General features: G+C 63.4%; 13 protein-coding genes. 4 read left to right on the forward strand and 9 right to left on the reverse strand.

Features of this window, described 5'->3' with window-relative positions; all coding sequences use genetic code 11:
- The first annotated feature begins 176 nt into the window (after positions 1–176).
- On the forward strand, positions 177–599 hold the full coding sequence (locus tag DFS21_RS07080; RefSeq protein WP_023532673.1) for an OsmC family protein: 423 nt from the start codon (positions 177–179) through the stop codon (positions 597–599).
- A gap of 19 nt (positions 600–618) precedes the next feature.
- Here DFS21_RS07080 and DFS21_RS07085 read toward each other — a convergent pair whose 3' ends face one another.
- The 7 genes from DFS21_RS07085 to hemJ form a co-directional block, all read right to left on the reverse strand.
- Positions 619–1,032, reverse strand: coding sequence for a hypothetical protein (locus tag DFS21_RS07085; protein ID WP_250888387.1), 414 nt, complete (start codon positions 1,030–1,032; stop codon positions 619–621).
- 14 nt (positions 1,033–1,046) lie between these two features.
- On the reverse strand, positions 1,047–2,084 hold the full coding sequence (locus DFS21_RS07090; RefSeq protein ID WP_111532031.1) for a DUF2157 domain-containing protein: 1,038 nt from the start codon (positions 2,082–2,084) through the stop codon (positions 1,047–1,049).
- Positions 2,085–2,095: 11 nt separating this feature from the next.
- Positions 2,096–2,743, reverse strand: a complete 648-nt coding sequence (gene coq7, locus DFS21_RS07095; protein WP_023629307.1) for a 2-polyprenyl-3-methyl-6-methoxy-1,4-benzoquinone monooxygenase — start codon at positions 2,741–2,743, stop codon at positions 2,096–2,098.
- A gap of 66 nt (positions 2,744–2,809) precedes the next feature.
- Positions 2,810–3,148 carry a histidine triad nucleotide-binding protein gene (locus tag DFS21_RS07100; protein WP_011531867.1) on the reverse strand — a complete coding sequence of 113 codons (339 nt, stop codon included), beginning with the start codon at positions 3,146–3,148 and terminating at the stop codon, positions 2,810–2,812.
- Between the two features lie 64 nt (positions 3,149–3,212).
- Positions 3,213–3,995, reverse strand: coding sequence for an SDR family oxidoreductase (locus DFS21_RS07105; protein ID WP_110697510.1), 783 nt, complete (start codon positions 3,993–3,995; stop codon positions 3,213–3,215).
- A 51-nt stretch (positions 3,996–4,046) separates the two neighbouring features.
- A complete protein-coding gene (locus tag DFS21_RS07110) occupies positions 4,047–5,003 on the reverse strand; it encodes a nitronate monooxygenase family protein (protein WP_110697512.1) in 957 nt (318 codons plus the stop codon).
- Positions 5,004–5,033: 30 nt separating this feature from the next.
- The gene (gene hemJ / locus DFS21_RS07115) at positions 5,034–5,459 is read right to left on the reverse strand and encodes a protoporphyrinogen oxidase HemJ (RefSeq protein ID WP_110697514.1); all 426 of its coding nucleotides are present in this window, start codon (positions 5,457–5,459) and stop codon (positions 5,034–5,036) included.
- A gap of 140 nt (positions 5,460–5,599) precedes the next feature.
- Between hemJ and argC the strand changes: the two genes are divergently transcribed.
- Both argC and erpA read left to right on the forward strand, forming a co-directional pair.
- Positions 5,600–6,634 carry an N-acetyl-gamma-glutamyl-phosphate reductase gene (gene argC / locus DFS21_RS07120; RefSeq protein WP_110697516.1) on the forward strand — a complete coding sequence of 345 codons (1,035 nt, stop codon included), beginning with the start codon at positions 5,600–5,602 and terminating at the stop codon, positions 6,632–6,634.
- 145 nt (positions 6,635–6,779) lie between these two features.
- A complete protein-coding gene (gene erpA / locus DFS21_RS07125; protein WP_023629312.1) occupies positions 6,780–7,130 on the forward strand; it encodes an iron-sulfur cluster insertion protein ErpA in 351 nt (116 codons plus the stop codon).
- A gap of 46 nt (positions 7,131–7,176) precedes the next feature.
- On the opposite strand, the gene DFS21_RS07130 is transcribed toward erpA, so the two are convergent.
- Both DFS21_RS07130 and DFS21_RS07135 read right to left on the reverse strand, forming a co-directional pair.
- Positions 7,177–8,268 (reverse strand): anhydro-N-acetylmuramic acid kinase, encoded by a 1,092-nt coding sequence (locus DFS21_RS07130; protein WP_110697518.1) that lies wholly within the window; start codon positions 8,266–8,268, stop codon positions 7,177–7,179.
- 4 nt (positions 8,269–8,272) lie between these two features.
- On the reverse strand, positions 8,273–9,688 hold the full coding sequence (locus DFS21_RS07135; RefSeq protein WP_110697520.1) for a peptidoglycan DD-metalloendopeptidase family protein: 1,416 nt from the start codon (positions 9,686–9,688) through the stop codon (positions 8,273–8,275).
- Positions 9,689–9,901: 213 nt separating this feature from the next.
- Between DFS21_RS07135 and tyrS the strand changes: the two genes are divergently transcribed.
- Positions 9,902–11,101, forward strand: coding sequence for a tyrosine--tRNA ligase (gene tyrS / locus DFS21_RS07145; protein WP_110697522.1), 1,200 nt, complete (start codon positions 9,902–9,904; stop codon positions 11,099–11,101).
- Positions 11,102–11,478: the final 377 nt, after the last annotated feature.

Consider the following 11,478-nt stretch of genomic DNA (forward strand, 5'->3'; position numbering starts at 1 on the left):
CGATGCGACGCATTGGCTTTTTATAGAGGCTGCCTGGCAGCATGCGCCAGTCATTTGGCGCCAGCTTATCAGACACTTCAACTTGAATCGGCACAAAAGCGCCGCGGCTTGAGCTTTTCCGACAGCCTCACAAGGTCTAAGCTGACACCCTTTTACGAGATTGGGAGTCCGGATTGATGAAGGCACGCATCCAGTGGGCCGGTGAAGCGATGTTCCTCGGCGAGTCGGGGAGTGGCCACGTCGTGGTCATGGACGGGCCCCCCGAAGCAGGAGGCCGCAACCTGGGCGTGCGCCCGATGGAAATGCTCCTGCTTGGCCTGGGTGGCTGCAGCAGCTTCGACGTGGTCAGCATCCTCAAGAAATCCCGCCAGGCCGTGGAGAGCTGCGAAGCCTTCCTCGAAGCTGAGCGTGCCGGTGAAGACCCCAAGGTGTTCACCAAGATCCACATGAACTTCGTGGTCAAAGGGCGAGGGCTGAAAGAGGCGCAGGTCAAGCGCGCAGTGGAGCTGTCGGCCGAGAAGTACTGCTCGGCGTCGATCATGCTTGAGCGTGCCGGTGTGGAGATCACCCACGGTTACGAAATCGTCGAGCTCGGTTGAAGCCCCTGGCGCCTGATTGTCAGGCGCTTTGCTGGCGCAGGCGTTCGGCGACCAGCAGCAACATCACCCCGGGGACCAGCGCGAGCAACAGCCACGGCGTATTCACGCCGAGCAACATGAGGATTTCAAGGTTGCTCCAGGTGGTGCCGAAGTGCTCGGCAAACAGCGCGCACTGCAGCCACGCCGTGATGATGCCGGCCAGTACGAACATGCCGACCAGCAACCGGCGGCTGACAACAAAGCCACCGAGCAGCAGGAACAGCAATTGCCCGGGTAATGTACTCAGCAACAGTTCGACGGTGCTGTTGCTTTCGGGGTCGGTGAGCGTTGGCAGTTCCAGGCTGAAAGGATCTTGCCCGACGCTGGCGAGCATCAGGCAAACGAACAGGTAGGCGACCAGGGGCAGCGCTAGGCTCTGCAGCAATCGGGTCATTGCCAAGCGCATGATCAACGACGCAGCGCTGGCAGCCACTGCAACAGACCGGCGGGTAATCTTGCTCGAAGCTGCTCGCTCATTGCCTCGCGGCGTTTCTGGTAGAGCACGCCCAGGGCGATCACACCCAGGCCGATCAAGCTGAGTACCACCGGGAACAACAGCGAATCGGCGAACACCTCGTGGGAAAGATGCCCGAGGTAGACCGCCACGCCCATCGCGCCAAAGACCATGAATACCGGCCGGCGCAGCAGCACCGCCAGGCCCATCAGTCCCAGGTTGATCAGGCAATAGAGGAATTTTCCCCATTCACTGGCGCTGTTCATCAGCGTCAACCCACCCCAGAATGCCGCCAGTCCGGCGAGATAACCCCAGAAGGCATAGTCGCGCTTGGTGCGCCCGTCGACCACGAGGAAGACCAGCAGCAGGCCAAGGCCGAACCACAGCGATACCGTGCGCCGTTGCTCCCAGGTGAATACCTCGCCGTGGAACCATTCGCTGAGGTCCATGGACATGAACCACAGCGCCACGGCAATCGGCATGACGATGAACGGGAAGGGAATCAGGCGCAGCATCAGCAGGCCGGCGAGTACCGTCGCCACTTCCATCACCACCCAGCCACCCTGTACATGGGTGAAGTACCAGTCGTAGCCACCTCTGATGTCGTTTAGCGGCCACCAGCCGACCAACCGCTCGATGGCGAATACCGCCAGCGGCACGATGCTCACGGCCACGGCGGCCAGCACACCGGCGGCAATGGGTTGGGCGCGACGCTGCAGGGAGAGGGCGAACAGGGTGATGCCGACGATATACAGCAAGGCGAAAGCCAGCAGCGCGCTGTCGCCGATGCGCATCCAGGCCTCGGTGAGCATCCAGCCCATGGCGCCCATGATCAGCAGCGCGCCCAGGTAGAAGGCGACGTGGGCCAGCTGGAAGCTGGCACGGCTGGGCGGTTGCTGGCGCAGGAACGCCAGCAGGGCCTGGTCTTGGCCAGGCTGCAGGATGCCGGCAGTCACGGCGTGAGCCAGGTCCCTGGCGTCGAAGCGGTCCATGCGGGGAAACCTCAGATACGGTAGGTGCTCTTGGTCATGACCTTGGCCAGCAGGCTCATGCCAAAGCGCACGGGCGCCGGGAAGCGGTAGCCGCCGGCTTCCAGCGCGGACTCGGCATGGTGTTCCTCGTCGACGCGCATCTGTTCGAGGATGGCGCGGGACTTGCCGTCGTTCTCGGGGATCTGCTCCAGGTGTTCGTCCAGGTGCTTGCACACCTGATGCTCGGTAGCGGCGACGAAGCCCAGGCTGACCTTGTCGCTGACCAGCCCGGCGAGGGCGCCGATGCCGAACGACAGGCCGTAGAACACCGGATTGAGCACGCTGGGGTGGCTGTTGAGCTGGCGAATACGCTGCTCGCACCAGGCCAGGTGGTCGATTTCTTCTTCCGCCGCATGCTCCATGGCCTTGCGCACCTGGGGCAGCTTGGCGGTCAGGGCTTGGCCCTGGTACAGCGCCTGGGCGCAGACTTCGCCGGTGTGGTTGATGCGCATCAGGCCGGCGATATGGCGGGACTGCTGCTCATCGAGCTCGGCGTCCGGCTGGACGATGGCCGGCGAGGGGCGGGCGGGTTGGCCGCTGAAGGGCAGCAAGGTGCGCATGGCGGTATCGGCCTGCAGCAACAAGCGGTCGAGCGGCGAGTAGTGACGTTCGGTAGCCATCGGGCACCTCCGCTGAAGTGATGCCCGACAGTCTACCTCAATACCCTTGGGCGGGCTTGCCTTGGATCAGCCCGGCGGCCAGTGCATCTGGCGCTGGCCAAGCACGTGCATGTGGATGTGGTAGACGGTCTGGCCGCCTTTCGGGTTGCAGTTCATGACGACGCGGAAGCCTTCCTCGCAGCCCTGCTCGACGGCCAGACGCTGGGCGGTGAACAGGATATGGCCGGCCAGGGCCTTGTCCTCTTCGGTCAGGTCGTTGAGGGTGCGGATGTGTTTTTTCGGAATGACCAGAAAATGCACAGGCGCCGCTGGGGCAATGTCCTTGAAGGCCAGGATCTGGTCATCTTCATAGATGATATCCGCCGGGATTTCCCGGTTGATGATTTTGAGGAATAGATCGTCCACAGCACGTGCTCCATGGTGATTGTCGGGGCTGAGTGTACTGAGCCCGACGCTGCTCGCCCAGTGGCTATTCCATGCCGACCGGGCAGTAGCGCCGATGGATAACGCCGGCCAGCTTGCGCGCCAGCCAGCGCGGTAGCAGGCGTGGGGCGAAGGCCAGCCAGCGGTTGCGCCTGCCGGGCAGGATCAGGGCGCGGTTCTTGTCCAGGGCGCGCACTGTATACAGGGCGATTTCTTCGGGACTCAGGCAGCGGGTGTTGCCTTCCAGCCGGGGAATGCGACGTCTGGCGGAGCGCACCGGTCCGGGGCACAGCACCGATACCTTGATTCCGGTGCGTTTCAGCTCTTCGCGCAACGCCTCGGAAAAACTCAGCACATAGGCCTTGCTGGCCGCATAGGCGGCCATCCACGGCCCGGGGGCGACGCCGGCAAGTCCCGCGACATTGAGGATCTGCCCGCCACCTTGGATCGCCATCAGGTTGCCGATGGCATGGCACAGGCGACTGAGCGCGAGGATGTTGACCTCGAGCAGGTCCTGCTCATCGGCCCATTCATGCGCCAGGAATGGCCCGTAGGTGCGCTGCCCCGCGCAGTTGACCAGAAGGTCGATACGCCGCTCGCCTTCCTCCAGCTCAAGCACGAAGCCCGACAGGCGCAAGGGTTGGCTGAGGTCGCAGGCACGGAACAGCACTTCCACGCCAAAGCGTTGGGTGAGTTCGATGGCCACCGGCTCCAGCGTTTCGCGCTGGCGTGCCACCAGGATCAGGTTGCGCCCGCGCCGTGCCAGAGCCTCCGCCAGGGCCAGGCCCAGGCCGCTGGAAGCACCAGTGATCATGGCGTAACGGGTCATGCAAGGCTCCTGGGGCGAAAGGGGCGCCTAGTGTACAGCGTGGCCGTTTTGCTACAAGGCGTTGCTGCGCAGCTGCTGGCTGCGTTCGAGGGCCGCTTGGTATTCGTCCTGCAAGCGCCCGATCAGGTCACCGGCAGTGGGCAGGTCATGGATTTCGCCGACACCCTGGCCGGCCGACCATACGGTCTTCCAGGCCTTGGCTTCCTCGTCCAGCGGCTTGAGCTTACCGGCCTCGTGGTTGCTCTTGAGCGCGGCCAGGTCGTACCCGGCCTGCTCGAGGCTCTGGCGCAGGAAGCTGGCGGGGATGCCGGACACTGCCGGGGTATGCACGATATCGGCCGCACCTGCGCCCAGGATCATCTGTTTGTAGGCGTCCTGGGCCTGGCTCTCGCGGGTGGCGATGAAGCGTGTGCCCATGTAGCCGAGGTCCACCCCCAGCAATTGCGCGGCCAGCAGTTCGTGGCCATGGTTGAGGCAGCCCGCCAGCAGCAGGGTCTTGTCGAAGAACTGGCGGATCTCCGCAACCAGGGCGAACGGACTCCAGGTGCCGGCATGGCCCCCGGCCCCGGCCGCCACCGCGATAAGGCCGTCGACACCTGCCTCTGCGGCCTTTTCGGCGTGGCGACGGGTCGTCACGTCATGGAACACCAGGCCGCCATAGCCGTGCACCGCATCGACCACCTCCTTCACCGCGCCGAGGCTGGTGATGACGATGGGGACCCGATGTTCGACGCACAGTGCAAGGTCGGCCTGCAGACGCGGGTTGCTCGGGTGCACGATGAGATTTACCGCATAGGGAGCAGGTGCCTGCAGTTCGTCCAGCCCTGCTTCGATCTCCTCCAGCCAGGCCTTGAACCCTGCACTGTCACGCTGGTTCAGCGCCGGGAAGCTGCCCACCACGCCATTGGCGCAGCAGGCCAGCACAAGCCGGGGGTTGGAAATCAGGAACATCGGCGCCGCAACCAGAGGCAAGCGCAGGTGTTTTGCGAGCGAGGCGGGCAGGGACATGGCGAAACTCCTGTAGGCGGGTGGATATCGTCAGAACGGTTTGACCACCACGAGAATTACGACGCCCAGCAGCATCAGCACCGGTGCTTCGTTGAACCAGCGGTAGTACACGTGGCTGCGGGTGTTGGTGCCGGCGGCGAAGCGTTTGCGCTGGGCGCCGCACATGTGATGGTAGACGGTGAGCAGCGCGACCAGGGTGAGCTTGGCGTGCAGCCAGCCCTGGCTCAGCCAGCCGGGGTTCAGGTACAGCATCCAGCCGCCGAACACATAGGTGGCGATCATCGCCGGGTTCATGATGCCCCGGTACAGCTTGCGCTCCATGGTGACGAATCGATCGAGGCTGATGCTGTCCTGGCTCTGGGCGTGATAGACGAACAGCCGTGGCAGGTAGAACAGGCCGGCGAACCAGCAGACCACGCTGACGATATGCAGCGCCTTGATCCATAGATAGAGCATGGGGAGTTCCTTCAGGTTTTCACGGTCGTCAGATAGTAGAGGCCAAGGGGCCGAAGGGTCATCCCAAGAGTTGTTACAGGCGCCTTGGCCCCCTATTATCGTGCGCTTTCCAGTGGTCTCGTTGATAAGGGGCAAGCGTCATGATCAAGGTCGGTATCGTCGGCGGCACGGGTTACACCGGTGTCGAACTGCTGCGTCTGCTGGCGCAGCATCCACAGGCCGAAGTGGCGGTCATCACTTCGCGCTCCGAGGCGGGCGTGGCGGTTGCCGACATGTATCCGAACCTGCGCGGCCACTACGACGGCCTGGCGTTCAGCGTTCCGGACAGCAAGACCCTGGCGGCCTGCGATGTGGTGTTCTTCGCCACGCCCCATGGTGTCGCCCACGCCTTGGCCGGCGAGCTGCTGGCCGCCGGGACCAAGGTCATCGACCTGTCCGCCGACTTCCGCCTGCAGGACGCTGTCGAGTGGGGCAAGTGGTACGGCCAGCCTCACGGCGCCCCAGAGTTGCTCAAGGACGCGGTCTACGGTTTACCTGAGGTGAATCGCGAGAAGATCCGCCAGGCGCAGCTGATCGCAGTGCCGGGTTGCTATCCGACCGCCACCCAGCTCGGCTTCCTGCCCCTTCTGGAGGCTGGCCTGGCCGATCCGTCGCGCCTGATCGCCGACTGCAAGTCGGGCGTCAGCGGCGCCGGGCGTGGTGCCGCTGTGGGCTCGCTGTTCTGCGAGGCTGGTGAAAGCATGAAGGCCTATGCGGTCAAGGGCCACCGTCATCTGCCGGAGATCAGCCAGGGCCTGCGCCAGGCAGCCGGCAAGGACATCGGCCTGACCTTTGTGCCGCACCTGACGCCGATGATCCGCGGCATCCATGCCACGCTCTATGCGACGGTCGCCGACACGTCTGTCGACCTGCAGGCGCTGTTCGAGAGGCGCTATGCCAATGAACCGTTCGTCGACGTGATGCCCGCCGGCAGCCACCCGGAAACCCGCAGCGTGCGCGGTGCCAACGTCTGCCGCATCGCCGTGCACCGGCCGCAGGGCGGTGACCTGGTGGTGGTGCTGTCGGTGATCGACAACCTGGTCAAGGGCGCGTCGGGCCAGGCGGTGCAGAACCTCAACATCCTGTTCGGCCTGGATGAGCGCATGGGCCTGTCCCACGCGGGCCTGCTGCCGTAAGCCAGCGTACGTCGCCAAGGCCCGCCGCGTGCGGGCCTTTTTCGTAGGGCCGACTAAAGCCGCACAATTCTTGACCGATTTTCTCGGACAAGCGGATAATACGCCCCATCGAGTTTTATGGCGGCACTGCGCCGGGAGAATCAACATGAGCGTCGAATCCTTCACCCCCACGGCTTTGGAGTTCACCCCCGGGGCTGCGCACAAGGTGAAGACCTTGGTCAGCGAAGAGGGCAACGACCGGCTGAAGCTGCGTGTGTTCGTGACCGGCGGCGGTTGCTCGGGCTTCCAGTACGGCTTCACCTTCGATGAGGACGTGGCCGATGACGACACCATCGTCGAGCGCGAAGGCGTTGCACTGGTCGTCGACCCGATGAGCTACCAGTACCTGGCCGGCGCCGAGGTGGATTACCAGGAGGGGCTGGAAGGCTCGCGCTTCGTGATCAAGAACCCGAACGCCACCACCACCTGCGGTTGCGGTTCGTCGTTCTCGATCTGATCAGGTCGGGCAAAAAAACGCCGCGCATTTGCGCGGCGTTTTGCATTCAGGCGGGGTAGATCGCGCCGAGGATACGCAGGCCTCTGGCGGCGGTGACACTGGGCCGATTGGCGGGAATGCCTTCCAGGCAGCAATGGGCCAGCCAGGCGAAGGCCATGGCCTCCACCCAGTCGGGGTCCACGCCATGCGCGGCGGTGCTGGCAACCTTCGCCCCAGGCAGCAGGGCGGCCAGGCGAGCCATCAGGACGCCGTTGCGGGCGCCACCACCGCAGACCAGCAGGGCTTCAGTCCCTGACTGAGCCTGGCGTAGCGAGTCGATGATGGTGTGGGCCGTCAGCTCCAGCAGCGTGGCTTGGACGTCTTCGTCGCGATAAGCGGGTAGCCGGGCAAGGTGGGCATCCAGCCATGGCAGGTTGAACACCTCGCGTCCGGTGCTCTTCGGGCCGCTGCCGGCGAAGAACGGATCGCTTAGCAGCGCGTTCAACAGGCCGTGCTGCACGCAGCCGCTGGCCGCCCAGGCGCCATTGGCATCAAAGGCCTGGCCTTGCTTGCGTTCGATCCAGGCATCCAGCAGCACATTGCCCGGCCCGCAGTCGAAGCCATGTACCGGTTGCTCCCGCTCGATCAGGCTGAGGTTGCTGAAACCGCCTACGTTGAGGATCGCCAGGCACTGGCCGAGATGCCCGAACAAGGCCTCGTGAAATGCCGGTACCAGGGGAGCGCCCTGGCCGCCTGCCGCCACGTCGCGGCGGCGGAAGTCGCCCACCACGCAGATGCCGGTGAGTTCGGCCAGCAGGGCGGGGTTGCCGATCTGCACGGTGAAGCCGCGGGCCGGCTCATGGCGAACAGTCTGGCCGTGGCTGCCGATGGCGCGAATGGCCTCGGGGCCCAGGCCTTGGGCGTCCAGCAGGTGGTTGATGCCCTGGGCGGCCAGTGTGGCCCAGCGGTTCTCGGCAAGGGCGGCACGCGCGATCTCGTCGGGGCCGCTGGCGCAGAGGCCGAGCAGGTCCTGGCGCAGGTCGATGGGCATGGGGATGTAGTGGGTGGCGAGCAGCCGCAGCTGCTCGTCTTGCTCGATCAGGGCGATGTCCAGCCCATCGAGGCTGGTGCCGGACATCACCCCCAGGTAGAGCGCCATGGGCTCAGCGCTTGTTGGCTGCGAGCAGAGTGGCCTTTTCCTGATCCATGCGGGCAATCAGGGGCTGGCTCTGCTGGTTGAAGCGCTGGCGCTCAGCCTTGGCGATCGGGTCGGCCATTGGCACTTTTTGGCTCAGTGGGTCGACGTGCACGCCATTGACCTGGAACTCGTAGTGCAGATGCGGGCCGGTCGACAGGCCGGTGGTGCCGATGTAGCCGATGATCTGCCCCTGCTTGACGCTGGAGCCGGTCTTGATGCCCTTGGCGAAGCCCTGCATGTGGCCATAGAGCGTCTTGTACGAGTTGCCGTGGGCGATGATCACGGTGTTGCCGTAGCCGCCACGGCGGCCCGCGAGCTCGATGCGACCGTCGCCTGCAGCCTTGATCGGCGTACCGCGTGGCGCGGCGTAGTCCACGCCCTTGTGCGCGCGGATCTTGTTGAGGATCGGGTGCTTGCGGCCGGCGGAGAACCGCGAGCTGATGCGGGCGAAATCCACCGGGGTGCGGATGAACGCCTTGCGCAGGCTGTTGCCGTCGGCGGTGTAGTAGTTGGTGTTGCCCTGCTTGTTGGTGTAGCGCACGGCGGTGTAGGTCTTGCCGCGGTTGGTGAAGCGGGCGGAGAGGATGTTCCCGGTGCCGACCACTTTGCCGTCCATCATCTTCTGCTCATAGACCACGTCGAATTCGTCGCCCGGGCGGATGTCCTGGGCGAAATCAATGTCGTAGCCGAGGATGCGCGCCATGTCCATGGTCATGCTGTGGGACAGGCCGGCGCGCTGGGCGGAGGCGGACAGCGAGCTCTTGATCACGCCGTGGGCGTAGGCGGTGCGCACCACCGGCTTGCTGACCTCGCGCTCGAAGGCGAAGCCCTTGTCGGTGCGGTTCAGGCGGATGGTCTCGAGGTTGCTGACCTTGCTGTGCAGGCTTGCCAGTTGGCCGTCCTTGTCCAGCTCGAATTGCAGCACCTGGCCATGCTTGAGCTGGCTGAACTGCTTGGCCTGCTTGTTGCTGGCCAGCACGTCGTGAACGACGTTGGCAGGCAGGCCAACCTTGTTGAACAAGGTCGAGAGCGTATCACCGCGGCTGACGACCACCTCGCGGTGGCCAGGGGCCTTGTCCTCTTGTTTGGCTGCAGGGGCAGGCGCGGGTTCTGCCTTGGCGGTTTCGGGCGTCGCGCCTTCGATCTGGGCGAAGGGCGAGTCGCTGTTTTGTTCGGCCTGGACCAGCGGGGCGCCGCTGGCCTCGTCCTTGAGCTGTTCGGCCGGGCTTTCCAGCTCCAGGCTGAGGGTGGTTTTCTTGGCTTCCACTTCGCTGGAGGGGAACACCAGCAAAGCCAGACTGAGAAGGGCGGCGATGCCGCTGGCGGCCAACAGATGGCTTTTCGGATAAAGCGGGGGCGCTTTAGGCGTTTCGTTGGTCATAGGTAAGGTGACTTTGAAAAAGGTGAAATGGAAAAGATGAATGACATGATGAAGATGAAATAACTGTATAAAATATAACCAAATCCATTCTCACGCAAGGGCGCGTAGACGTTGCGGTGCGCCGTTCGGGTCACAATCCGTTGCGAAACTTGTATTTGATGGCCGATCTTGTATGGTTGGCTCCCCTTGAATCCTAGCGTTGCGGGTCTGTCTATGAAGTCGGTTGAAGAGCAGCTGGCGCTTATCAAGCGCGGTGCGGAAGAGGTATTGGTCGAGTCGGAACTGGTGGAGAAGCTCAAGCGCGGCCAGCCGCTGCGCATCAAGGCGGGCTTCGACCCAACCGCGCCCGACCTGCACCTGGGGCACACGGTGCTGATCAACAAGCTGCGTCAGTTCCAGGAGTTGGGCCACCAGGTCATCTTCCTGATCGGCGACTTCACCGGCATGATCGGCGACCCGAGCGGCAAGAGCGCTACTCGCCCGCCGCTGACCCGCGAGCAGGTGCTCGACAACGCCGAGACCTACAAGCAGCAGGTCTTCAAGATTCTCGACCCGGCGAAGACCGAGGTGGCGTTCAACTCCACCTGGATGGACACGCTCACGCCTGCCGACTTTATTCGCCTGGCCTCGCAGTACACCGTGGCGCGCATGCTCGAACGCGATGACTTCGACAAGCGCTACACCACCAACCAGCCAATCGCGATCCATGAGTTTCTCTATCCGCTGGTCCAGGGTTATGACTCCGTCGCCTTGAAGGCCGATGTCGAGCTGGGTGGTACCGACCAGAAGTTCAACCTGCTGATGGGCCGCGAGCTGCAGCGCGCCTATGGCCAGGAGGCGCAGAACATCGTCACCATGCCGCTGCTTGAAGGGCTGGATGGCGTGAAGAAGATGTCCAAGTCGCTGGGCAATTATGTCGGCATCCAGGAAGCCCCTGGGGTGATGTACAGCAAGCTTGTGTCGATTCCCGATACCTTGATGTGGCGTTACTTCGAACTGCTGAGCTTCCGTTCGATGGAAGAGATCGATCAGTTCCGGGCGGATGTCGAGAACGGTGCTAACCCGCGTGACATCAAGATCAAGCTGGCCGAGGAAATCGTGGCGCGTTTCCATGGTGAAGAGGCCGCGGCCAATGCGCACCGTGCTGCGGGTAACCGCATGAAGGAAGGCGAGTTGCCAGAAGACCTGCCGGAGGTCGAAGTGGCCGCTGCTGAAAATCTGCCGATCGCCGCCGTGCTGAACCGGGCTGGCCTGGTGAAGAACTCGGCGCAGGCGCGGGATCTGCTCGGCGCCGGCGCGGTCAAGGTGGATGGTGAGGTGATCGACCGTGACTTCATGTTTGTGCTCGGCGCGACCCACGTGTGCCAGGCGGGCAAGAAGGCGTTTGCTCGGGTTACCCTCAAGGCTGAGTGATTGCCTGCAGGTGTAGTTATATAGAAGCGGGGAGGCCGGTAGGCCTCCCCGCTTTTGTTTTAGCGCTGCTTATATAGGTGCCAGGGTGGCAGGGCGTCGGCGAGCACCTGGCGCGATCTTTTTGATTTTTATGAAATTAACGGTTGACGGGGTTTCAGATCCCCTTATAATGCGCCCCACTTCCAGCGACATCGGAACGAAAAACTCCTTGAATATCAATGAGTTGATTGTTTGGAAAGGTTCCGGAAGTGCTTCGGTCATCTGATCGGCAGCGGTGAAAAGGGCAGTTGACAGCAGGTTGTAACGCTGTATGATTCGCCTCCCGCTACGAGAGATCGCAGCGAGTCAAGTGTTTGAAGTTGAACGGGTTTCTCGCA

Source organism: Pseudomonas sp. 2848 (genome assembly GCF_003253945.1).
In the GTDB taxonomy this organism is placed as follows: domain Bacteria; phylum Pseudomonadota; class Gammaproteobacteria; order Pseudomonadales; family Pseudomonadaceae; genus Aquipseudomonas.